This window comes from Clostridium pabulibutyricum, assembly GCF_058242705.1.
Genome location: NZ_JBZAYZ010000014.1, coordinates 1 through 24,559, shown reverse-complemented (window position 1 = coordinate 24,559; position 24,559 = coordinate 1). Strand labels below are relative to the sequence as shown.

Sequence of the window (24,559 nt, the reverse complement as noted above, 5' to 3'; positions counted from 1 at the left end):
AACTTCACCTCCATAAACCAGTCAATTTGAAAATTTTCTGCTAAATTCAACAAACTCATGAAGTTTTCTATAAGCTTTTCCTGAGTCAACAAGTTCATCTGCCATGGATATTCCATCTTTCATGCTGTCTGCCATTTTTCCGACATAAAGCGCCGCTGCACTGTTTAATATAACTACATCCCTTTCAGGTCCTTTTTTTCCTTTGAATATATCAACAATTATCTTTGCATTCTCTTTTGCCGTTCCTCCATTTATACTTTCAATAGACGAGGTACTTATGTTAAAATCACCTGGTTCTATAGTGTAATTTCTTATATTTCCGCATACAACTTCACTTACATACGTCTTCCCTGTTGTCGTTATCTCGTCAAGTCCGTCATCACTGCATACTACCATCGCCCTTTCACATCCAAGCTTTGACAATGCAGCAGACACAGGCATCAAGAGCTGCTTTTTATATACGCCAAATACCTGCCCTTTTACCTTTGCGGGATTTGTAAGCGGACCCAATATATTAAATATAGTTCTTATACCAAGTTCTCTTCTCACAGGTGCAACATTTCTCATGGCACTATGATATTTCGGTGCAAATAAAAAACCTATTCCAGTATGATTTATGCACTTTACTACACTGTCTCTGTCAAGATTTATATTTATTCCAAGCTCCTGCAAAACGTCAGCACTTCCACTCTTACTAGATATTGCCCTGTTCCCGTGTTTTGCAACCTTTACTCCTCCTGATGCGGCTATAATTGCAGCCGCAGTTGAAATATTAAACGTCCTTCCTCCATCTCCACCTGTACCGCAGGTATCAATCGCATAATTGCAATTTAAATCTACATTTAGTGCAGCTTCTTTCATTGCTTTTGCACAACCCGTTATTTCAGAGACTGTCTCGCCCTTCATCTTCAACGCAATCAAGAACCCCCCAACAACCGACTGTGCTTCCTTTCCGGATATTATTCTTTTCATCGCCTCTTCTGATTCATATTCAGAAAGATCTTTACCAGCTGTAACTTTTCTCATAGTATCAACTAACATGACATATCTCCTTTAAAAAATTTTTTATTATATCACGGCCACATTGAGTAAGTATTGATTCCGGATGAAATTGAAGGCCATATACTGGATATTTCTTATGTTTAATTCCCATAACCACTCCGTCAGTGCTTTCAGCAATTTCATAAAATTGCGACTTTATAGAATTCTTTTCTACAACAAGTGAGTGATACCTCATAACATCTATAGGATTTCTTACATTTTTAAATATATTATCCTCTGTATGATTCACAGCGGAAATTTTTCCATGTTTTATATCCTTTGCATGTATAACATGTCCCCCGAAAGCTTTTGCTACAGCTTGATGTCCAAGACATATCCCGAGAATCGGAACAAATTTTGCATATTCTTTGACAATGTCTACGCATATACCTGCATCTTCAGGTCTGCCTGGTCCCGGAGATATTACTATACCATCTATATTATTCATTCTAGCTATATCATCTATTTCTACTTCATCATTCCTTACTACATTAACTTTCGGATAAAGTTCACCTATATACTGGACTAGATTGTAGGTAAATGAATCATAATTATCAACTACAAGGATCATTCATACCACCTCCATAAGTGCTTTCGCTTTGTTCATGGATTCCTCATATTCATCTTCTGGATTTGAATCATATACTATCCCTCCCCCTGATTGTATATAAGCAAAACTATCTTTGAACACAAGACTTCTTATTGCAATACACATGTCCATATTTTTATTATAGGAAAAATATCCTACAGCCCCTGCATACAAAAGTCTTTTTCTATCTTCAATTTCATCTATTATTTCCATTGCTCGTATCTTAGGGGCACCCGATACCGTACCTGCAGGTAGACAAGCTACAAATGCATCAAAACTTGATATATCTTTCTTTAGTTTTCCTGAAACTTCAGATACCATATGCATAATATGCGAGTATTTTTCAACTTCCATAAATCTTGTAACACTTACACTTCCAAATTCACTTACTCTTCCTATATCATTTCGTCCAAGATCAACAAGCATTACATGTTCAGCTCTTTCCTTCTCATTTTCAAGCAGCTCTTTCTCCAAACGCTTATCTTCAAATTTATCCATGCCTCTTCTCCTTGTACCTGCTATAGGATTTGTGACCACCACATCTTCCTGAACGCTTACAAGCCTTTCAGGAGAGGAACCTACAATCTGAAATGTTCCAAAATCCATATAAAAAAGGTATGGCGATGGATTCTCATGTCTAAGTTTTCTATATATATCAAACGCACCCAGATCACTTCTGCACTTTATTCGCTGTGATATTACAACTTGAAATATATCGCCTTTTTTTATATATTCCTTTGCCTTGTCCACTTTTCTGCAAAAGTTCTCTTTACTGCAGTTTGATGTAAATTTATATTTTGTATTATTATTAGAAATATTATGAATACTTGTTTTTTTAATTATCTGCTTTCTAAGTTCAGAAAGATTTTTACATACTTCCTCATAATCACATAAATCTTCGTGAAAAACATTATATACAAAAATTACATTGTGTTTTAGATGATCATAGCATATAAATTTTTTATATAACATAAAATATGCTTCTGGTATATTCAAGTCATCAAAATTATCCTGACTTATTTTTTCATATTGCTTTATTATATCGTAACCTGAATATCCAATGGCTCCTCCTGCAAAAGGTGTGTCAATAAACTCTTTTTCATAATCTACCTCCAAAAAACTTTTCATATAGTCTATAATTTTACCTTTAACATTAAAAGTTGTATTTTCTTTTTCTACTGTTATTGCCTCTCCAAAGCTCTTTACTTTCATATATGGATCAGAGGCTATAAAAGAATATCTTCCTTTCTTTTGGGCAAACTCAGCACTTTCCATTATTATTTTGTTCTCGCCTCGAAGATTATAGAATATATTAATTGGAGTCAATTCATCCCCGTTTAACTCACAAATAACAGGGAAAACTACATTCTTCTCTTTAAGCATTCTAAATTTCTCTTCATTTAAATTCACATAATCAATCCTTTCAATTTTATTTTTTATAAAAATAAAGACACTTCATCCATAATGGGACGAAATGTCTTGGCCTCGCGGTACCACCCATGTTAGCTTTAAATAGTGGATGAACGTAAAAAGCATTTCTCCCTTTAGGAAGAAATGCACTATTTTCAAGCCACCCAAATATAAAACTCACTCTAAAAGCACAGAGAAATTATTCTCGATACTTTGTCTTTTTTAACGGAAGACACCCCGACTGTCGGCTACTTAAAATTCACCTTGTTTCTCACAGATCCATTCAATATCAACTACAGCATCTGGATTCCACCATACCAGACTCTCTTTAGCCAAGCTTAAAATATCTACTACTTCTGATCATAAAATCTAATTATACATTAACTTTAATATTAATATATATGCTATGAATACATTTGTCAATAGCTTTATACAATTTTATCCTTTAGGCTTAAATATAAGGGATGCTATAAATCCAAAAATTATTGCAGCTGATATTCCAGCACTTGTAACCTCGAATGTACCTGTAAGAACACCTATTATTCCATATCTGTCCGCCTCCATAAGTGCACCTTTTACAAGTGCATTTCCAAAACTGCTTATAGGTACAGATGCCCCTGCTCCAGCAAATCTGACAAGTGGTTCATACCAACCAAGCCCTCCCAAAATGGCACCTACAACTACAAATGTCGTCATGGTATGAGCCGGAGTAAGCTTAAATACATCCATCATTATTTGACCAATTACGCATATACCCCCTCCTACAAGAAAAGCCCATAAAAATTTTTCCAATTAAGCTCACCTTCCTTTAAATTTATTTTTATATCTCTATGGAAACTGCATGCGCAATACTCGGTATGCTTTCTTTCTGTTGATATGACATAGGTGACATAAGCGCACCTGTTGCAACAATAAGTATTTTTTTTAATTTTTTATTTTCCATTTCCCTTAGAAAATGACCATAAGTTACAACTGCCGAGCAGCCACATCCACTCCCTCCTGCAAATACAGGCTGCTCATCACTATAAATCATCATCCCACAATCATTAAAAATTCCAGGTGCAAATTCAATTCCATCTTTTTTTAAAATTTCTTCTGAAATTTTATGCCCTATTTTTCCAAGATCTCCGGTGACAACAATATCATAGTAGGAAGGTTGCCTGTTCAAGTCTCTGAAATGAGCTTCAATGGTATCAACTGCCGCCTGAGCCATAGCTTCTCCCATATTGAATGGATCAGAAACCCCCATATCAATTACTTTTCCTACAGTAGCGGAGGTTATTTTAGGCCCTGAGCCTGATTTTCCAACTACAACGGAACCTGATCCTGTTACAGTCCATTGAGATGTAGGCGGTTTCTGACTTCCATATTCCGTTGGATATCTGAACTGCTTCTCCACCGCAGCATTGTGGCTTACCGTGCCTGTAAGCACATAATTTGCAGATCCGCTGTCAACAAGAAGCCCTGCCATTGCAAGACCTTCCATTGAACTTGAACATGCCCCGAATATGCCAATGTATGGTATGGAAAGTGTTCTTGCAGCAAAACTGCTTGGAGTTATCTGATTCATAAGGTCACCACTTATGAAAAAATTTATATCCTCCTTTTTTATATTGGACTTTTCAACAGCAAGATTACATGATTCCTCGAGGAGCTTCTTTTCAGCTTTTTCAAAACTATCCTGTCCAAGCCATATATCGTCAAATATCTTGTCAAATTCATCTGCCATGGGACTCTTAGATTCAAAAGGCCCGCATACTGCAGAATGTGACAAAATTGCAGGCTTTGAGTTAAACACAAATGACTGATTTCCCGAAAGCATATCTATATAACACCACCCAACCACTTTATAATCATACTGAGTATAGCCACTACAAACGCAGAAAATACCCCAAACGTTATAACCGACCCCGCTATTTTAAACATATTTCCTCCAACTCCCAAAACATATCCTTCAGTCCTGTGTTCTATAGCTGCTGAAGCTATGGAATTTGCAAATCCAGTAATAGGAACTGACGTACCTGCACCAGCCCACTGCGCTATATGATCAAAAACTCCAAACCCTGTAAGAAGAGTTGCTATTATAATAAGTATTGCAGAGGCTGGATTTCCAGCATTTTCCTCTGTAAAGTTAAAATACTTTATAAACATGAATTGAAGTGCCTGGTCAAATACGCATATACAACCTCCAACAAGAAAGGCCCTGCTGCAGTTTAAAAGTACCTTTCTCTTTGGAACTTTAGTTTCTGCAAACTCCTGATACTTTTTTTGCTCAGGTTTTAAATTCTCATCTTTACTTGAAGACATAATCTCTATCCTCCTAACATTAAACTTATAAATAGTTTAACCACATGTTTATATAATTATTACTTTTAAAAAATAGCGAAATAAGACCGGCGTGTTTAAGCCCACGCCGATCTTATTTCGCTATTTAATTATTATTAGAGGTAAATATTTATTGTATAAAGTATATAAATATACATACAATCTATTTTAAATTATATTACTCGCAAACCTTCCCTGGATTCAATATATTCTTTGGATCAAAAGCCAGTTTTATGTTTCTCATAAGTTCCATGTAGGCTTCTCCATATTGTCTAGACATATACTTTTTCTTTGCATATCCTATTCCATGTTCACCGGAAACAAGACCTCCAAGTGAATCCGCCTTATTATACATAGCATCAAATACATCACTTAACTTTTTGTCCCAATCCTTCTTTGAAAGATCATCTCTCAGAATATATACGTGAAGATTTCCATCCCCTGCATGGCCGAAGCTTCTTATTCTTATGTCAAATTTTTTCTCGGCTTCCACAGTAAATTTAACAAATTCTGCAACTCTATTTCTTGGAACTACAACATCACATTCATCCATTTCGGTAGTAGTTGCCTTAACTGCTTCAAGGAAAGCTCCTCTTGCAGACCAAACTGCTTCTTTTCTTTCATCTGTATCAGTAATATATACATCAAGTGCACCTTCTTCAAGGCATATATCGGCTACCTTTTCGTAGTCTGCCTCTATTTGCTCCTTGGTGTTTCCATCAAATGTTAAAAGAAGATACGCATCTGATGAATTGTCGGGGAATTTTTTCCCGAGGAATTCTTCCGCTGCAAGTATAACTTCTCTCTGCATGAATTCTATCGCTGTAGGTATTGATTTTGATTTTATTATTTTCGGTACCGTACTTATAGCCTTGTCGAGATCTGGAAATGGTACAAGAAGGCTTATTGATTTCTTTGGCAGTGGAAGAAGCTTCAATACTATTTTCGTTATTATTCCAAGTGTACCTTCAGATCCACACACCAAATCCTTTATGCTGTAACCTGAACTGTTCTTTACAACTTTTCCTCCTGCTTCTATTATTTTTCCATTTGGAAGAACTATTTCAAGCCCTCTTACATAATCCCTTGTAACTCCATACTTTACCGCTCTCATACCACCTGCATTTGTGCTTATGTTTCCGCCAATTGTAGCAGATTTTTCACCAGGATCCGGTGGATAGAAAAGATCGTGGTCTTCAACATATTTAGCTACATCCATAAGAAGCACACCTGGTTCAAGTGTCAGAGTCAAGTTATCTTCATCGAGTTCAAGTATATGATTCATATTTGTAAGGTTTATCATTATTCCACCCTCTACAGGTACTGATGAACCTACAAGTCCAGTACCTGAACCTCTAGCTACTACTGGAATATTGTTGTCGTACGCATAACCCATTATTTCAGATACTTCCTTGGAATTTAAAACATTTACTACCACATCAGGGAATTTGCTAACGCCTCCCAATTCATCATGGCTGAAATCAGAACTTATACTTTCCCCATAAATTACTCTATCTTCTCCAAGCAAGCCTAACAAAAATTTTATATCATTGTTATCCAACTTTTTATATTTTTTAGTATATGTTGCCTCCATGTTTTTCCCTCCAAACTTTATTTTAAAATCAACCTGTCAAATTCTATACAACTTCTGCAGCATTTCCATTTTTTATATTTTCTATAAGCTTTGGTAATATGTCATACAAGTCTCCCACAATGCCATAATGTGCTACATCGAATATAGGTGCCTTTGGATCAGTATTTATTGAAATTATAGTATCTGAATTGTTCATCCCTGCAACAAACTGGACTGCTCCTGATACACCACATGTAATTATAAGTTTTGGTTTAACAGTTCTGCCGCTTAATCCTATCTGTTTTTTTGCATCTGCCCATCCTGCTTCTATAAGTGGTCTAGTTGTTGCTACTTGTGCTCCAAGTAAATTTGCAAGCTCTTTTATCATGTTCATGTCTTTTTCGGACTTAACTCCTCTGCCTGCCGCAACTATTACATCTGCTTCAGATATATCTTCTTCAACAACTTTCTTTATAACTTTAATTACACTTATTCCTGATTTCAATTTGTTTTTATCAATGGATGCAACAGTTACTTTTCCTGAAATTCCATCTGCTCTACAAGCTGCATCCATGACTTTGTATCTTACAGTAGCAAGCTGTGGTCTGTGGTTCGGGTTCAAAATCTTTGCCATTATATTGCCACCAAATGCAGGTCTTATTTGAACTAGATCAGTATTCTCTCTCATATCAAGTATTGTACAATCAGCTGTAAGTCCTGTCCTGAATCTTGCCGCTACCCTAGGAGCAAGTGATCTTCCAACTGTAGTCGCACCGACTAGAAATGTACCAGGTTTGATTTTATTTATAAAGTCTTCAAGTGCAGCCGTATACGGTTCTATTCTAAAATCCTTCAATTCTTCATAATCATATACAAAAGCTTCATCTATGCCATAATGTAAAAGTTCACTTGCTTTATCTTTTATATCGTATCCAACAAACACTGCATATACAGGTTGATTTATTTTAGCTGCAAGTTCTTTTGCCTTGCCTATAAGTTCATACGTAACCGGGTGAATATTTCCTTCTACATGGTCAACATATACTGCAATTCCTCTCCATTTGCTTTTATCTATCTTCTGGACTTTGTCTTCTACAAACTCCATTACCCCTTTAGGTCCCTTTTTTACACAAAGTTTGCACATCTTACAGGCTGCAGTCACTTCAATTTTTCCGTCTTTTTCCTGCATGGCTCCAAAAGGACATATATTAATCAACTCTTCTATATTTTGTGAATTCAGCTTTTCATTGTGAACTACTAATCTACCCATCTTTAAATTCCTCCTAAATGTTTAAAAATAAATAAAAGATTGTATTATATTAAACAAACTTGAGTTCTATGAGTTTGTCTGTAAGTCGTCTTGAAAGCTCATCGTTTGTTCCATTCCAAATTTCCTTGTCTGTATTTACTTCCGGCGGGAAAATCTTTTCAACCTGAGTTGGCGATCCATTTAATCCATATTTATTTTCATCTTTATCCTCAAAATCCCTAAGGCTCAACATCCCAATCTCTCTATCCTTTGTCTCAAGCTTTTTTCTATAAGATGGAAGTCTTGGCTGGAATATGTCCTTGTCTACAGTTAAGAGGCAGGGGAATTTTATATCAGCAACTTCCACAGTATTTGGCATATCCATTTTTACTACCATAGAATCATTCTTTACATCTTCAATGCTTATTACATTTGCTATATGTGGTATTTTTAGATATTCTGCCATTTCAGGTCCAACCTGTGCGGTATCTCCATCAGTTGTCTGCTTTCCACATAATATTACATCTATATGCCCCATTTTTCTTATTCCCTGAGATATTGTATACGATGTTGCAAGCACATCTGCTCCTGCAAACTTCCTGTCTGACAAAAGCATTCCCTCATCAGCACCCATCATATACGCTTCTTTTATTACATCTGTAGCCTGTGGAGGTCCCATGCTTATAACTTTTATTGTGCCACCGTGTTTTTCTTTAAGCTTTAATGCCGTTTCAAGGGCAAACAAGTCATATGGGTTCATCTTTGAATCTATTCCATTTCTCTTCAAAACCCCTGTTACCGGATCAACTTCAACTTTTGACGTTCCCGGAACTTGTTTTATACATACTAATATATCCATTTAAACTACCTCCAAAATTTATTATATTTTATATATTATCTACAAATTATAAATTTATCTTACAATTACAGCAACACCATCAGGTATAACTGCAACCCTGGCGCTTTTTCCAACAATATCATATGCTCTGTCTAAGGCCTCTTTAAAAGTACTTGCATGCTGCATATGAATATTCTTTATTAATTCAGGATCACACATGTCGGTTACCATAATTACAGTATGTTTATCCAGTATTCTAGCAAGTATTTGTGATTCCCACTGATCAGCAACAGTCTCACCTCTTGGAACTTTAGCTACATTTTCAAGAAATTCTCCAGGAGTTTTTACATTGACGAGATTGTTGTAAAAGCCTTCTCCGCCATGACCATCGTTACATGCAGCAACCATGATTATTACTCCACCATCTCTGCACGTAGCTTCTGCAGCAGTCATTCCCTTAACCGACTGATATATATTCTGATCAAGTGGATATCCTCCATTAGTTGAAATTGCTATGTCTGCATCAACTTTGTTAACTTTAGACAAATTCATTACAAACTCGCACCCATCTTCATGAGCCAGCTTGCTGTGGCCAGCAAAAGCATTTATTATTTTTTTATCGCTGTCTATAACTACATTTATTATAAATGCAAGTTTTGCCTTTTCAGCAGCATAAAGCATATCTTTGTGAATAGGGTTGTTTTCAAGTATTCCTGTTCTTGAATTAGGACTCGCTATAAACTCGGAACAATGGTTTGCCATAACTGTTTTCGCAGATGCAATACCTGGAAGTACACTTTTTCTTCCACCTGAAAATCCTGCAAAGAAATGTGATTCTATAAAACCCTCTGCAATCAAAAGTTCGGTTTCAACAGCTAATTTATTTATTATAAGTTCTCCACCTGATGGAAGAGTACCTATTTTAACAAGACTTCTTTCATCCCTAGAATCATGTATTATTATTTTTTCATTTTTTACTATCTCTTCACCGAATTTGTTTATAAGTTCCTCTTTCGTACTAGGTCTGTGAAAACCTGTGGCTATAAGTATTTTTATATCAATAACAGGATTTACTTTTCTTATTCTTTTCAAAAGTATCGGCATTATGACTTTGCTTGGTACAGGCCTTGTATGGTCACTGCTTATTATAACCATGTTCTTCTTGCCTTTTACAAGCTCCTCTAGTTTTGGAGAACCTATAGGATTATCCAATGCCTTCTCTACTATTTGCTCCTGGGTAAGATCCGTTTTGTATTCTCCTGCCTTTGATTCAAGTACTCCAGCCAAGTTTTTGTCATCGATTTCAATATCAATCATTTTTTTACTGTAAGGCAATTTTATTTTAGCCACAATTAATCCCTCCATTTATTATATATAAATTTTATAATATATATCCGTTTTTTATACCTGAACAATCTCTTATTTGTAAACTTCCAATTATGCTATTAATAGACTTATATCAATGTTCCTACTAAGCACACAATACCAGAGATAACTACATAAAGTATAAAATACTTAAATACACTTCTTAAGATTTCACTTTCTGAACCAGATTTATTAATTGCAGTTGTACCAATTGCAATACTTTGAGGACATATCATCTTTCCAACACCTGCTCCAAGAACATTTGCTGCTGCCATCCATGATGCAGAAAGTCCAAGGTTTTGAGCTGTTTTTGCCTGCAATCCTCCAAACAAAACGCTGGTTGACGTACCTGATCCTGTAACGAATGCTCCAATAGCTCCAATTAGCGGCGAAATTACCGGATATGCTCTTCCTGTAGCTATAACCAAAAGGCTTGCAATATCTGCAATCATTCCACTGTAACCCATTACTTTTGCTACCGCCATAACTGCACAAATTGTAGCCATTGCTTTCCAGTTTGCTTTTAGAGTATTTCCCAATACATCTAACATGGTTGATACTTTTGCCTTTTGAATAAATCCGCCAATAATTGCAGCAACAAAAATAATGATACCTGGTGTATTAACCCAACTAAAAGTGAGCTTACCACCACCTTGCCCAGCATATACAACAGCAACCGTTTTATATTTTGCAATCAAGTGATTAATTGCCGGAAATAAAGTTGATGTAATTATTAACAATACGAATATTAAAATAAATGGGCTCCATGCTTCTACTGCTTTTCCTAAAGATAAATCCAGTCCTTCTTTTTTATCATCAGTTTTTATGCAATACTCATCTGCAGGTTTTTTATTAAAGATTTTTGCCGCAATAACTATACAGACCATACAGCAAATAGAACCTACTATATTTGGAAGTTCAGCTCCAACTACAGTTGCTGTAACATACCAAGGAAGTACAAATGACACTGCTGCTATTATAGTAATAGGAAGTACTCCTTTTAATGCCTTTATTCCACCACCTACAATACATACCATAATAAATGGGCTAATAGAAGTAAGAATTAATTCAATCATAACTGTATTTGCTGCCAATGTATGTGATGCAATTCCAGTTACTGATGAAAGTGTTACAAGTGGTATTCCAACTGATCCAAATGCAGTTGGTGTACTATTGGCAACTAAACAAGCTACAACTGATGCAATTGGATTCAAACCAACCCCTGCAAGCATAGATGCTGGAATAGCAACTGCCGTACCAAATCCTGCCATACCTTCCATGAAGTTACCAAATCCCCATCCAATAAGTAATACTAAAACTCTTTTGTCGATAGAAACTCTAGCTAACATTTCTCTTATTGAGTCCATAGCACCTGTACGTAAAGTTAAATTATAGGTAAACAAAGCTGCAATAATAACTAAACAAATAGGCCATAGGGCATTTAATAATCCCTCCAATACTGCTGATGCAGTGTAAACAACATTTAATTTCCAAAAACCAACTGCTAAAATTATTGTAATAACAAGTGCAATAAGGCACGCTTTATGGCTTGGCATTTTTAACTTACTCAATGCGATTACAAGCCAAAGAATTGGTAATATAGCTAATAAAAATTTTAAAAATAACATTCTTTTCCCCCCAGACTATATTATATGGTACTATGGTAGTACCACCATTCATTTTCTTAAGTGTACCACAATATTTTAGCGCTTTCTATAATTGTTATTAACTTAACATCGTTTTCATTGGCTTAAATGAAGCATTGTTTAGCTTGTAACAACGTTTACAGCGGGGATTGTCATTTATAAAACTTTTTTCCTATTTTTTAACTTTATAAAAATATGCTGTTTTCTTTGTTAATAAATTAACAAATATATTTTTTTCAAAGAACTATAAATTAATTCAAATTTTTTAAATAATAAAATTAAAAATTTCTTTTTCTTCAACTGGTACTATGGTACTACCAGTTGTTATATATAATATACCATATATTCCTCTATAATTCTACAATAGTTATAAAAATAACGTATTAATTTCTAAATAATTAAGCTATTTTTCAATTGAAATAATTATCATTATAAAAAATATTATCTTTAGAACCAAATTGCGTGTGAATATATGGGTATATTGCTGAGCTTATATGTACATAATTGCTCATTTCTTTGAATTGAACGTAAATGATAAGCATACCCATATGATAATACATAACTTATTTCATATGTCTTTTATATTATTTATGATATATCTTTAACTATTCCTCTGCGTTCCTCTTTATATATTCGTTTGTAAAATCAAGATGTTTTCTCATTTCCATGGATGCTCTTTGAGCGTTTTTATCCCTTATAGCCTGATATATAAGTTCGTGTTGATTTGCAAGTACCATTACATTTCCTTCGTCTACAAGTATTTTCTTTCTAGCATCCTTTAAAAATGAATCCATAAGTGATGACATTGCATTCAGTATATTTATTATTAAAAGGTTACCTGATGCTTTTGCAATCTTGTAGTGAAATTCTTTATCATATTTCACATTTTTATTCTCGTCTCTGCATACCTTAAAAGAATCTGATATTTTCTTCAAATCCTCAAGTTGCTCAGTTGTTATCTTGTCAACAGCAAGTGCTACAGTTTCAGTTTCTATTATCTTTCTTACTTCTAATATCTCATTAGGATTGCTCTCCTGTAACATAAACATTATTGAAATTGGTTCAAGAAGAGTATTCTCAAAATTTTGTTTTATAAAATTACCTTCACCTTGTCTACATTCTATAAGTCCCATAATCTGAAGCGCTCTTATAGCCTCTCTCACAGATGTTCTGCTTACTTCAAGATTTTCAACAAGCTCTCTCTCCGAAGGAAGTCTGTCTCCTTTCTTTAATGTCCCATCAACAATCATATTTTTTATTTGTTCTATAACCTGTTCATAAACTTTTGTACTTTTTATTGGACGAAAAATCATAATAATCTCCTTCTCTTGCTAATCAATTTTTAAGACGTTTTCCCAGTTTATATACATATCAATCAAACTAACTACATCCTGTTCATTATAAAGCAATATCTTGTCTCTTTTTTCGACAGGCATTCTTTTTATATACTTACAATCTCTAACTATCTTGCAGAATGTCTTTGCGAGATTTGAACCGCTTATAACATCACTTGCCCTCACTATTCCAAATTCTTTTTCAAGTGCTTTGAGTCCTATTGACTTATGCATTATTTTCTCATATTCCCTCTGAAGATCAATATGTGAAAAATGTTCTTCGAAATTAAACTTCAAATCATATTTCTTGAACAAATATTTTATCACTGTAAAATCATTGTTTCCTGAAAATGTAACAATATACCTTTTCCCGGCATCATACATTTTTTGAAAATAATCTTCGGATATCTTAAGTATAGCTTTTGCATCGTTTTTGTTTTCTATCATATATTGAGTTACTTTTATAACCTCATTATCCCAATCATAAAGGCAACATCCAAATACACCTATGCATATAGGTTTTTTATATATATAATGTTCAAGATCAAAAAACAAAGCATCTTTTAAGATAAATTTATTTCTGTCAATCTTCAAGGCCTTTTTACTTTCAGGCCTCTTAACCTGTATTTCATTACACCTTTCTATCACCTTACCACTCTTTTCTAAGTCTCTTACATGCATCACATATTATTATATCATTTTAGATATATAGTTAACATAATCATTTCAATTTTTTCATAGGATTTTTATACATGAAGGATCCAAATTATAAATCATATCCTTTCTCTCTACTACTATGCGTATCTTATGCATTAAAGCGCTATTTGAAATCGCCTCTTTTATAAGTTCTCTTGTAGGGTTTACACAAGTTGGATTTCCAACGAGCTTTAGCATGTCAAAATCCCCTGCAGTATCTCCATAACTATAGCTTTTTTCAAGATCTATATTATATTTTCTAACAAAATTTTCTATTGCAATCTTCTTGCTGGCGCTATCCCACATAGGCACTACTTCCCCTGTGTATACATTATTATCATCAATTATATATCTAGCTCCTACATAATCATCAAATCCATATTTCTTTGACATTTCCCTAACAAGTTCTATGGGACTGCCGGATATCGTTATTACCTTGTGTCCATTCTTTTTATGCCATTTTATTCTGTCCCTAGTATAAGTATATACCCTGTCACCTTTCTGTGCTATTACTCGTCTTGCTATAAATTCCACCTGCGACTTGTAAAGGCCCTTTATTGCTTCTATATAAATATCTGCCATCTTGAGCAGGTAATTATCATAATTTCCCTGTCTCTTATCCCATCTTTCATACTCCGGTTTTACTTCCTTGTACCATCTATCAGGAGGAATTATTTCATATTTCACCAACTTTTTAAATACTTCAGTCATAAGTCCCTCTCTATATAAAGTTCCATCTATATCAAAAAATGCTGCTATACTCATATGATGCCTCCTTACACAATATTATAATTTTACTTCAAAAGTTATTTATACCTATTCTAGCATAAATAACAACCCCAAGCAGTAAAATTAACATACTCCACTTGAGGCGATCTAAATTATCTATTAAGTTTTTTATATATAAAATTTCCAATACTCTGTATCAATTGAACAAGTACTATAAGTATGACTACCGTATATACCATGACATTGGTTTCAAACCTATAATATCCATACTTTAAAGCAACATCACCGAGTCCCCCTGCTCCAACCGTACCTGCCATGGCAGAACATCCTACAACAACTATGGTAGTAAGTGTTATTCCAAGTACTATCGAAGGAAGCGCCTCCTTGAACATTACTTTGAATATTATCTGAACATTGCTTGCGCCAAAAGACTTTGCAGCTTCTATTATGCCCGGATCTATTTCTTTAAGCGACGACTCAATTACTCTTGCTGCAAAAGGTGCTGAGGCTATTGTAATTGGTACTATAGCTGCAGTTGTTCCTATAGCTTTTCCTACAATAAGTCTTGTAAACGGAAAAATTGCTATCATAAGTATTATAAATGGAAAAGACCTTAATAAATTCACTATCACATCCAGTATTTGATATACAACCTTATTCGGTTTCAATCCATGTTCTTCCGTCACTATTAAAAATACCGCCGGAATACATCCTATAATAACAGCAAGAAAAGTTGATACTAAAACCATATAGAGAGTTTGTCCTATGGCTGGAGCAAGAACTTCCTGAAATATTTCACTAAATTGCATTATTTTCTACCTCCCATGCTACATTTTTTGATGAAAGATAATTACATATGACTTCTTTATCCTCATCATTTATGTTTATTACAAGACTTCCGAGTACATCGTCCCTGAACTTTTCAAGTTTCCCCCACACTATTGAAAATTTTATATTCAAATCTATTGCCATTGAACTTATAAGATTTCCCTGACTTATTTCCTTCGGAAAATATATTCTCAGGTTCAAACCTTCCCCCGGCAGCATATTGTCTGATCCAAGCAACTTTTTTAAATTTTTTTCAGGTTTTAAAAATATATCTTCTACATCGCCGAACTGTTTTATTTCTCCTTCATCTATAATTGCCACCTTGTTGCATATTTCCTTGATAACTTCCATTTGATGGGTAACAACAACTATTGTTATGTTCAATTTTTTATTTATATGTTTTAAAAGATCAAGTATTGACTTTGTAGTATTTGGGTCAAGTGCAGACGTAGCTTCGTCACACAAAAGTATATTCGGACTCAAGGCAAGAGCCCTTGCAATTGCAACTCTCTGTTTCTGTCCGCCACTTAATCTCCTTGGCATACTTTCTGCCTTGTCTTGTAGTCCAACTATATCAAGAAGCTCAGATACCCTTTCTTTTACCTTGTCCTTGCTCAATTTCCATACTTCAAGAGGAAGAGCTACATTATCAAATACATTTTTTCTGTTCAATAAATTAAAATTTTGAAATATCATTCCTAAATTCTTTCTAAAAGCTCTTATCTCTCTATTATCAAGTTCTTTTACTTCTTTATCCATTATCTTTATGCTGCCGGTGTCGTAAGTTTCAAGCCCGTTTAGGCACCTCAAAAGCGTTGATTTTCCAGCGCCACTATGTCCAACAATTCCAAAAATATCGCCTTTTTCTATATGCAGACTTACATCTTTAAGCACATATTTATTTCCAAATTTTTTTCCTACATTATTAATATCTATCAAAACTTACTTTCCTCCAATACTTAGTGTAAAAAACAAAAATCTGAGGAAAACCTCAGATAATCAGCAAAATAATCTTATCTCTCAGCCTCCGCTGCAGGAATTAGCACCATTATACGGTAAGTGCACTGGTTGCCGGGTTTCAAAGGGCCTGATCCCTCCACCTCTCTAAATAAGTTCAAGTTGTATTAAATTCACGGAATTTATTATATCAATTAGTAATTATTATGTCAATAGATGTCTCTTTGCTTTACAGATTGACACCTTAAATAAAAAATGCTACTATATAGGATAGATAAATTGATAATGGATTTCAATGTAAATTGATAAGAGGAGTTGGCAATTATGAGCATTTGTGATTTGAAGCCAGGTCAGAAGGCTTTTATAACGGATATAAAAGGTGATGAAAAACTCGTCAAAAGACTTTTTGCTCTTGGCTGTATTGAAGGAACAGAGATAACACTTAAAACTTTTGCCCCCCTTGGAGATCCACTTATCATAGACTTAAGAGGATTTAGTTTGGCCATACGGAAAAACGATGCAAAAAATATTCTTGTTCAATGCTAGTTCCAAGTGAACAAATAAATTCTTATATTTTATTTTGCCATAATTATGCTATAAGTATGGTATTTTTTAATGCAATTAAATCAAAGTAAATGTTTGGAGGAACTAAATGATTACAGCAGCTTTACTAGGCAATCCTAATGTAGGAAAAACATCTCTTTTCAACAACCTAACTGGATCTGACCAATATGTTGGTAATTGGCCTGGAGTAACAGTTGAAAAAAAAGAAGGATATTTTAACCAGATGAAAATTGTGGATCTCCCTGGAATATATGCCATGGACACATATTCAAATGAAGAAAAAGTCTCAAGGGATTTTCTTCAAAACAATAATGCCGATGTAATAATAAATATAGTTGATGCCTCAAACCTCAACAGGAATTTATACCTTACAACCCAGTTAAAACATTTTAATAAACCTATAATACTTGTTTTTAATATGATGGACATAGCATCTCAAAACGGTATACAAATAAATTTTGAAAAGATAGAAAAAGAACTTGGTGTTATAGCTATTCCAATAGTCGCTGCAAAAGGCAAAGGCGTGGACAACCTTATTGAGATACTGGAAAGCAGTCAATTTTTACATATCCCCCCTGATAAAAACAGTTTTAATTTTGAAGACGAAAAGGAGGCTTATTCCTTCATAAATAATATACTTGCCAAATGCGTAGTCGAAACCAAAAACATTTCTATATCATATACTGAAAAAATAGATAAAATAGTTTTGAACAAATTTGCAGCCTATCCTGTATTTTTATTTGCATTATTTTTAATATTCAAGTTTACTTTCAACTGGGTAGGACAGCCTGTTGCAGATATATTCAGCAACTATTTGTCAAATTCCATAACTCCGTACCTCAAAGAACTTCTTTCATCTGCAAGCCCATGGTTCACCTCCCTTCTAGTAGATGGTATAATTTCAGGTGTAGGATCAATCCTTGTTTTTTTTCCTATAATCTTCTGTCTTTTTCTAGGAATATCATTTCTTGAAGACAGCGGCTATATGGCAAGAGGCGCTCTTATAATGGACAAACTTATGAGAAAAATGGGACTCTCCGGAAAAGCCTTTATACCGCTTATTGTAGGCTTTGGATGTTCAGTCCCGGGAATAATGTCTTCAAGAACTCTTGAAAGCGAAAAGGATAGAAAATTAACAGCCCTTTTGATACCGCTCATGTCCTGTAATGCACGTTTGCCAATATATGCACTGTTTGCATCCGCTTTTTTCAAAGGCAAGGAAACCGAGGTGGTTTTTTCATTATATATACTTGGAATAATCCTGGCATTTGTAATAGGCCTTTTATTTAAAAATACAATATTCAAGAAGGATGAAGAACCTTTTTTAATAGAACTTCCCAAGTACAATGTCCCTAATTTAAAAAATCTAATCACACACACATGGGAGAAAGCCAAAGGTTTTTTGAGAAAAGCAGGTACTATAATATTCTCTATGTCAGTTTTAATATGGTTTTTGTCAAACTTCAATTTTAGTGGTATGGTACCTATGAATCAAAGCATACTATCTTATATAGGCAAATTTATAAGTCCAATATTTTCTCCCATGGGATACGGCTCATGGCAGAATTCAGTATCTCTTATAGCTGGACTTATGGCAAAAGAAATAGTAATCGGTACTATGGGTATCATATATGGAAGCAATCTTGGATCAATTTTACCCCACTACTTCAGCGCTGTTTCTGCTTATTCTTTTCTTGTATTTGTTCTGTTATATACTCCCTGTATATCCGCAACATCTACAATGAGAAAAGAATATGGAAACAAAATGGCTGTATTTTCAGTTATATATCAGTTCCTGCTTGCCTGGATAGTATCTTTTATAGTATTCAAGGCCGGCTCTGCAATATTTTATGGAGGAATTCAATGATTGTAGAAATCATTATAACTTTAATTATTGTTTTACTTGCGTCATATATACTCTTTTGTACTGTCAGAAAAAAGCTTAAAGGCAATGACTGTTGCTGCACAAACTGCAATAAACAATACAAATGCCACAGCAATAAAAAAAAAGAAGGATAAAAAATAAACCCCACCATACGGTGGAGTTTATTTTTTATCCTTCTTTTTTTATAAAATAGTCAAGTATATCTTCAATTGATACCATTCCCTGTACAATTCCGTCATCATCTATCACAGGCATTGATATTATATTATTCTTTCTTATCCTGACTGAAGCCTCTATTATACTTTCACTGCTCTTTACAGTTACAACCTTTTTAGTCATAACCCATTCTACCGGACACGTATCATAATGGCCTTCCTCTACAAGGAACCTGTATATGTCCGCCTTAACTATCATTCCTGCAAGTTTTCCGGAAAAATCAACAACTGCAGCTCCATTTATCTTGTGTTCATGCATTATATCCATAGCCTTCTTCAAAGTATCATTTGTCTTTAGCTTAAATATGTCGGAACGCATTATTTCTTTAATCAAATTAATCCCTCCCCAAAAATAAATAAATTTTAATAACTTTTACTTACCATTTCATTTATTTTCGAAGAATCTCTACCACCTTTTAGAATATAGTCTATAACCCGCGAAGCAGATTTCTTCGAAATTTTGTCAATGCGTATATTTAATTCTATATTATTTCTCTTTACAAGGCTTGTCAAAAATTTAAGCTGCTTCTGTGTAATAGAATAATCTCTCACAATAGAATCGTCATTTTCAATTTTATACAAGAACTCATGAATCTTTGGAAGATTAAGTACGTCTTCATAGTTATGGAGTAATATTGTATTTTCAAGTTCGGGACTTCCATTCTCCAAATATTCATTATAGAGATCCACACTCATTCCACCATCTATTTTATCTTTTCTTTCTATACCTATATATTTTTCCACTGTCTTTAAGTTGCACCTTTTCATTCCAAGATGTTTATAGTATGGTCTTATATGGCGGTATAAATCCTCATGATACTCAGGAGGTTCAAAACCTATACTTGACCTAAGCATTCTTTCACATATAAAAGGTTCATCAAAAGCAATTCCATTATATGAACACCATTTCCCGCATTTTGAAATATCTCGTCCAAAATTATAGAGTACTTCACTTTCATCCTCAAGTGATTCTGCAAAATATTGAGTTATAGAAAATCTGTTACAATCAATAAATCTGCCTGCTGATATCAGTATTATGACATCTTTATTCCTATCAAAACCTGTTGTTTCTATATCGAAGTAAACTATATCACCCATGTCATATTTGCAGAATGCATCTTTTGATATTTTAAACTCTTCTTCGTACTTTTTAATAACCATAGATACCCCCCAGTGATATAATTTTACATTTTCTCGACAACATCTATTCCAAGAAGATAAAGTGCATTTTTTATTACCTGACATACAGCTTCTACAAGTTGAAGTCTGAATTTTTTAACTGCTTCATCCTCGGTATTTAATATGTTACATGAATTATAAAATTTATTAAACATTTTTGCAACATCTATAACATATCTTGTTATCATAAAAGGCTCGAACTTCTTTGAAGCACCCTCTATATGCATTTCAAATTGGGAAAGTATCTTTACAAGTTCAAATTCCTCTTTGGAACTCGCACTTCCAGGTTTTATATCTGTTTTTAAATTTCCTGCTTTTCTAAGTATACTTTTTCCTCTTGCATAACTATACTGAACATATGGCCCTGTCTCACCTTCAAAACTCAACATTTCATCCCAGTCAAAAACTATGTCTCTTTCTCTGTTGTTCTTGAGGTAGGTAAATATTACAGCTCCTATTCCTATTTTTTTAGCAACTTCCTCTTTGTTTTCAAGGTTTGGATTTTTATTTTCAATTATTTTATAAGTTGCATCAACTGATCTTTTTAAGAGGTCTTCAAGAAATATTACATCTCCATGCCTTGTAGATAACTTCTTGTTTGCAAATTTTACAAGTCCGAACCCAACATGCACACAAGAATCCGCCCATTTATTTCCCATAAGCTTCAATGTTGTAAAAACCTGTCTGAAATGCAGCGATTGATCCATACCAACAACATATATACATTTATCAAAGTCATAAGTTTTTTTTCTGTATATAGCTGCTGCAAGATCACGTGTAGCATATATTGTAGCTCCATCCGACTTCTTTATTATACAAGGCGGCATATTAAATTTATCAAGCATTACAACCTTTGCGCCATTGCTTGTTTTTAAAAGTCCCTTATCTTCAATTTCAGTTATTACATCATCCATTTTATCAGTGTAAAAGCTCTCGCCTGCGTAGGAATCAAATTCAACACCAAGTATTTTATATATCTCGCTAAATTTTTCCAGGCTTAAATCTTTAAATTTTTTCCATAGTTGTACTTCTTCCTTTTCCCCATCTTCAAGTTTCTTGAAATACATTCTTCCTTCATTCTCCAATGAAGGATCTTTTTCCGCTTCATCATGAAATTTTACGTATATTCTAAGCAGTTCCTTTATTGGATCTCTTTTTAGTTCATCCTCATTACACCATTTCTTATAAGCACATATGAGCTTTCCAAACTGAGTACCCCAGTCACCCAAATGATTTATCCTTGTGCAATTATATCCTTGAAAGCTCATTATCTTGTATAATGAATTTCCTATAGCTGTACTGAAAAGATGACCAACATGAAACGGCTTTGCAATATTGGGCGATGAAAATTCCACAACTATGTTCTTTCCTTCTCCTGAAAGCGATTTTCCATAGTTATCACCTTTATTTAACACCTCATCTATTACATCTCTTGAAAATATTTCTCTATCCACAAAAAAATTAAGGTAAGGTCCCATATTTTCAATACGTGAGAAATTTTTTGCATCAATTTTATTTTTTAAATCTTCTGCAATAATATTTGGTGCTCTTTTTAAAACTTTTGCAAGACAGAAACACGGGAATGCAAAATCCCCCATTTCTGACTTAGGTGGTATTTCAATTATTCTCAATACCTCATCAATTTCCATTCCAGTGCTTTCCTTTATTCCCTGAGCTATTATCTTTTTATAATCTACCATAAAGCAAAAATCTCCTTTTACTTGAATTGTACATTTAAAAGTACCTAATAAATAAAAAAAGACATATCTCTCACCTTGCAGAAGAGACGTGTCTTTATCGCGGTACCACTCTAGTTGGCAGTATTTATCACTATGCTGCCCTCTCTAAGCCTTAACGCGGCTTTCTTCGACTTATTTTTTGCCGACACCCGACACTTTTAATAAGTTCCTCCCGGGCTCTTTTCATTCTCAACGTAGATACAGGCTTCCACCAAATTCCTGCTCGCTTAAAATACAGTTAAAAAATACTTTCCCAATCATAAGAATAATTTTCAATTAATTATATTACTAAGATGTCAATATTGTCAACACCAGCACAATTTCCATCTAAATTTCGTCAAAATGGCTTAAATCTACATCTTCCAGATTTATAATCTTGGTCGACATTTTTTTCTTGTAAATTATAAACAACAAAAGAAACAGGGGCAATCCTATATAGGAAGATATTACTCCTCCCCAATCTATTTTAGTACTTTCAAAATATGTAATTCCCTGACCTAAAACTACAACTGCACAAAGAAGAAATGCTATTATTGGACCTATAGGAAACCACTTTGCCCTATATTTAAGCTTTGATAAATCCTTTTTTTGAACAATACATGCCCGCCTAAACCTATAATGGCATGCAGCTATTCCCAGCCATGCTATAAATCCCGACAAACCAGATGCAGCTACAAGCCATACATAAACTGAACTTTCAGCATAAAGTCCCGTTAAAAAACATGCAGATGCCACTATTGTGGTAACTATAACTGCATTTACAGGAACTCCTCTTGAATTCACCTTTCCAAAGATCTTTGGAGCTTTGCCTGCATTTGCCATTGCATACAACATTCTAGTAGACGCATACATACCCGAATTTCCACAAGACAGTACCGAAGTAAGTATAACCGCATTCATGATCGATGCAGCTCCTGCTATTCCAGCCTCTTTAAATATCATTGTAAATGGACTCGTTTCGACTCCTGCTCTAGTATATGGTATAATCGCTCCTACTACAACTATTGTACCAAGATAAAATATTATTATCCTCCAAAATATCGTATTTATAGCCTTCGGTATAGTTTTCCCTGGATCCTCACTTTCACCTGCAGCCACTCCTACAAGCTCTGTTCCCTGAAAAGAAAATCCTGCAATCAAAAACACAAGGAATATAGATTTCGCTCCTCCTACAAAAGGTGCCTGACCAATAGTAAAATTTTTGAGTCCAATAGGATTTCCATTAAATATTCCGAATATGGTTATTACACCAACAATCAAAAATATTATTACTGTAGCAACTTTTATTCCTGCAAACCAGAATTCCGATTCACCATAAGCTTTTGCAGAAAGGAGATTCAAAGCTACTATTATAGTAAGAAATATTACACTCCATACTATAGAAGGCACGGAAGGAAACCAAAACTTCATTATAACTGCTCCTGCAACCATCTCTGCAGCTACCGTAATTGACCAATTATACCAGTAATTCCATCCAAGTGCAAATCCAAATGCAGGATCAACAAATTTTGTCGCATAAGTTCCAAATGATCCTGAATCAGGCATAAATGTAGCCATTTCACCAAGGCTTGTCATTAAAAAATATACCATTATTCCTATACAAACATATGCCACCAGTGCCCCGCCTGGTCCAGCCTGTTTTATTGTATCTCCAAGTGCTAAAAATATTCCTGTCCCAATAGCACCACCAAGTGCAATCATATTCAAATGTCTTGCCTTGAGACCTCTTTTTAGATGATTTCCTTCATTTGATTCATCCTTTAAAGTATTTTGCATTTTGTTCCTCCTTGCACAAATTTTATAAAAAAATAAAGATGCTTGAGAATAACATCACTCAAGGCATCTATTTCTATACAATGTTCATTGCATAACATTTGATTGCTTCACTCTGAATGATAGCTCTCCACAAAATCATTGTGACAGTTTTGCATATATTTTATACAAAACCAACATTGCAACAACCAAGCTTTTGATGCATGTTTCGGCAAAATTTCCTTTCAATACGGCTTCATTGTGCTTACCTCAGCCGTTTTACTAATAAATAATGCTCCTCTATCCTATATGTTTATTTACTTATAACATTATGAACCATATTATAAAATTAGTCAACAAAAAAATTATCAAACAAGAAGGATTTTATGAACGAAAGATGATAATGTCTTAGTATACCAAAGTTGATTATGTCCCAAAAAGCAAATTTATAATATAATAAACCTCATGACAAAGAAATGAGGTGGACATGATTAGAAAGGTATATTTAAAAATGAATGAAGAATTAAAATATAAAGTTATTAAGAAGTTAATAGATAGTAATGGTAACAAGCAGAGAGCTGCAATTGAGTTAGGCTGCACTGTTAGACATATAAACAGAATGATTAAGGGATATAAGGAAAAAGG

22 protein-coding genes, 2 riboswitches and 2 other annotated features are annotated in these 24,559 nt (G+C 34.2%); of the genes, 2 read left to right on the top strand and 20 right to left on the bottom strand.

The genetic code is table 11. From position 1 onward, the window contains the following. Positions 1-21: 21 nt before the first annotated feature. From trpD to AC4CVH_RS13275, 16 genes are all read right to left on the bottom strand, one after another. Complete coding sequence (gene trpD / locus AC4CVH_RS13350; RefSeq protein WP_490788237.1) at positions 22-1,041, bottom strand: anthranilate phosphoribosyltransferase; 1,020 nt, start codon at positions 1,039-1,041, stop codon at positions 22-24. Then, complete coding sequence (locus AC4CVH_RS13345; RefSeq protein WP_490788236.1) at positions 1,031-1,612, bottom strand: anthranilate synthase component II; 582 nt, start codon at positions 1,610-1,612, stop codon at positions 1,031-1,033. The genes trpD and AC4CVH_RS13345 overlap by 11 nt, the downstream gene beginning before the upstream one ends. Then, on the bottom strand, positions 1,613-3,040 hold the full coding sequence (gene trpE, locus AC4CVH_RS13340; RefSeq protein WP_490788235.1) for an anthranilate synthase component I: 1,428 nt from the start codon (positions 3,038-3,040) through the stop codon (positions 1,613-1,615). It abuts the gene before it with no gap. A gap of 52 nt (positions 3,041-3,092) precedes the next feature. Beyond that, positions 3,093-3,413: a binding site (T-box leader), on the bottom strand. A 65-nt stretch (positions 3,414-3,478) separates the two neighbouring features. Continuing rightward, positions 3,479-3,832 carry a stage V sporulation protein AE gene (gene spoVAE / locus AC4CVH_RS13335; protein ID WP_490788234.1) on the bottom strand — a complete coding sequence of 118 codons (354 nt, stop codon included), beginning with the start codon at positions 3,830-3,832 and terminating at the stop codon, positions 3,479-3,481. A 28-nt stretch (positions 3,833-3,860) separates the two neighbouring features. Continuing rightward, positions 3,861-4,862: a stage V sporulation protein AD gene (gene spoVAD / locus AC4CVH_RS13330; RefSeq protein ID WP_490788233.1), complete on the bottom strand. Its 1,002-nt coding sequence runs from the start codon at positions 4,860-4,862 to the stop codon at positions 3,861-3,863. Between the two features lie 2 nt (positions 4,863-4,864). After that, on the bottom strand, positions 4,865-5,347 hold the full coding sequence (gene spoVAC, locus AC4CVH_RS13325) for a stage V sporulation protein AC (protein ID WP_490788232.1): 483 nt from the start codon (positions 5,345-5,347) through the stop codon (positions 4,865-4,867). 196 nt (positions 5,348-5,543) lie between these two features. Further along, a complete protein-coding gene (locus AC4CVH_RS13320) occupies positions 5,544-6,959 on the bottom strand; it encodes an FAD-binding oxidoreductase (RefSeq protein WP_490788231.1) in 1,416 nt (471 codons plus the stop codon). A gap of 43 nt (positions 6,960-7,002) precedes the next feature. Beyond that, on the bottom strand, positions 7,003-8,208 hold the full coding sequence (locus tag AC4CVH_RS13315) for an electron transfer flavoprotein subunit alpha/FixB family protein (protein WP_490788230.1): 1,206 nt from the start codon (positions 8,206-8,208) through the stop codon (positions 7,003-7,005). 49 nt (positions 8,209-8,257) lie between these two features. After that, the gene (locus AC4CVH_RS13310) at positions 8,258-9,046 is read right to left on the bottom strand and encodes an electron transfer flavoprotein subunit beta/FixA family protein (protein WP_490788229.1); all 789 of its coding nucleotides are present in this window, start codon (positions 9,044-9,046) and stop codon (positions 8,258-8,260) included. Positions 9,047-9,100: 54 nt separating this feature from the next. After that, complete coding sequence (larA, locus tag AC4CVH_RS13305) at positions 9,101-10,375, bottom strand: nickel-dependent lactate racemase (RefSeq protein WP_490788228.1); 1,275 nt, start codon at positions 10,373-10,375, stop codon at positions 9,101-9,103. Between the two features lie 104 nt (positions 10,376-10,479). Continuing rightward, positions 10,480-12,018 (bottom strand): L-lactate permease, encoded by a 1,539-nt coding sequence (locus tag AC4CVH_RS13300; protein WP_490788227.1) that lies wholly within the window; start codon positions 12,016-12,018, stop codon positions 10,480-10,482. Positions 12,019-12,641: 623 nt separating this feature from the next. Beyond that, positions 12,642-13,346, bottom strand: coding sequence for a FadR/GntR family transcriptional regulator (locus AC4CVH_RS13295; protein ID WP_490788290.1), 705 nt, complete (start codon positions 13,344-13,346; stop codon positions 12,642-12,644). A 21-nt stretch (positions 13,347-13,367) separates the two neighbouring features. Then, entirely contained in the window at positions 13,368-14,018 is a 651-nt protein-coding gene (locus tag AC4CVH_RS13290) for a ribonuclease H-like domain-containing protein (RefSeq protein ID WP_490788226.1), read from the bottom strand. 87 nt (positions 14,019-14,105) lie between these two features. Beyond that, positions 14,106-14,831: an HAD-IB family hydrolase gene (locus tag AC4CVH_RS13285; protein ID WP_490788225.1), complete on the bottom strand. Its 726-nt coding sequence runs from the start codon at positions 14,829-14,831 to the stop codon at positions 14,106-14,108. A gap of 116 nt (positions 14,832-14,947) precedes the next feature. Further along, complete coding sequence (locus AC4CVH_RS13280) at positions 14,948-15,604, bottom strand: methionine ABC transporter permease (protein WP_490788224.1); 657 nt, start codon at positions 15,602-15,604, stop codon at positions 14,948-14,950. Continuing rightward, on the bottom strand, positions 15,594-16,562 hold the full coding sequence (locus tag AC4CVH_RS13275) for a methionine ABC transporter ATP-binding protein (protein ID WP_490788223.1): 969 nt from the start codon (positions 16,560-16,562) through the stop codon (positions 15,594-15,596). Before AC4CVH_RS13275 ends, AC4CVH_RS13280 begins: the two co-directional genes overlap by 11 nt. A gap of 71 nt (positions 16,563-16,633) precedes the next feature. After that, a riboswitch (SAM riboswitch) is annotated at positions 16,634-16,738 on the bottom strand. A gap of 166 nt (positions 16,739-16,904) precedes the next feature. Here AC4CVH_RS13275 and AC4CVH_RS13270 point away from each other — a divergent pair. Then, positions 16,905-17,126, top strand: a complete 222-nt coding sequence (locus tag AC4CVH_RS13270; protein WP_490788222.1) for a FeoA family protein — start codon at positions 16,905-16,907, stop codon at positions 17,124-17,126. Between the two features lie 106 nt (positions 17,127-17,232). Then, the gene (feoB, locus tag AC4CVH_RS13265; protein WP_490788221.1) at positions 17,233-19,011 is read left to right on the top strand and encodes a ferrous iron transport protein B; all 1,779 of its coding nucleotides are present in this window, start codon (positions 17,233-17,235) and stop codon (positions 19,009-19,011) included. 186 nt (positions 19,012-19,197) lie between these two features. Here the strand turns inward: feoB and AC4CVH_RS13260 are convergent, their stop codons facing one another. From AC4CVH_RS13260 to AC4CVH_RS13245, 4 genes are all read right to left on the bottom strand, one after another. Further along, positions 19,198-19,578 carry a CBS domain-containing protein gene (locus AC4CVH_RS13260; RefSeq protein WP_490788220.1) on the bottom strand — a complete coding sequence of 127 codons (381 nt, stop codon included), beginning with the start codon at positions 19,576-19,578 and terminating at the stop codon, positions 19,198-19,200. A 29-nt stretch (positions 19,579-19,607) separates the two neighbouring features. Continuing rightward, positions 19,608-20,405, bottom strand: a complete 798-nt coding sequence (locus AC4CVH_RS13255) for a ribonuclease H-like domain-containing protein (RefSeq protein ID WP_490788219.1) — start codon at positions 20,403-20,405, stop codon at positions 19,608-19,610. 23 nt (positions 20,406-20,428) lie between these two features. Beyond that, entirely contained in the window at positions 20,429-22,123 is a 1,695-nt protein-coding gene (gene argS, locus AC4CVH_RS13250; protein ID WP_490788218.1) for an arginine--tRNA ligase, read from the bottom strand. Positions 22,124-22,202: 79 nt separating this feature from the next. Further along, positions 22,203-22,432, bottom strand: a binding site (T-box leader). 57 nt (positions 22,433-22,489) lie between these two features. Next, positions 22,490-23,938 carry an amino acid permease gene (locus tag AC4CVH_RS13245; RefSeq protein ID WP_490788217.1) on the bottom strand — a complete coding sequence of 483 codons (1,449 nt, stop codon included), beginning with the start codon at positions 23,936-23,938 and terminating at the stop codon, positions 22,490-22,492. Positions 23,939-24,050: 112 nt separating this feature from the next. Next, positions 24,051-24,225: riboswitch (Lysine riboswitch) on the bottom strand. Positions 24,226-24,559 lie beyond the last annotated feature (334 nt).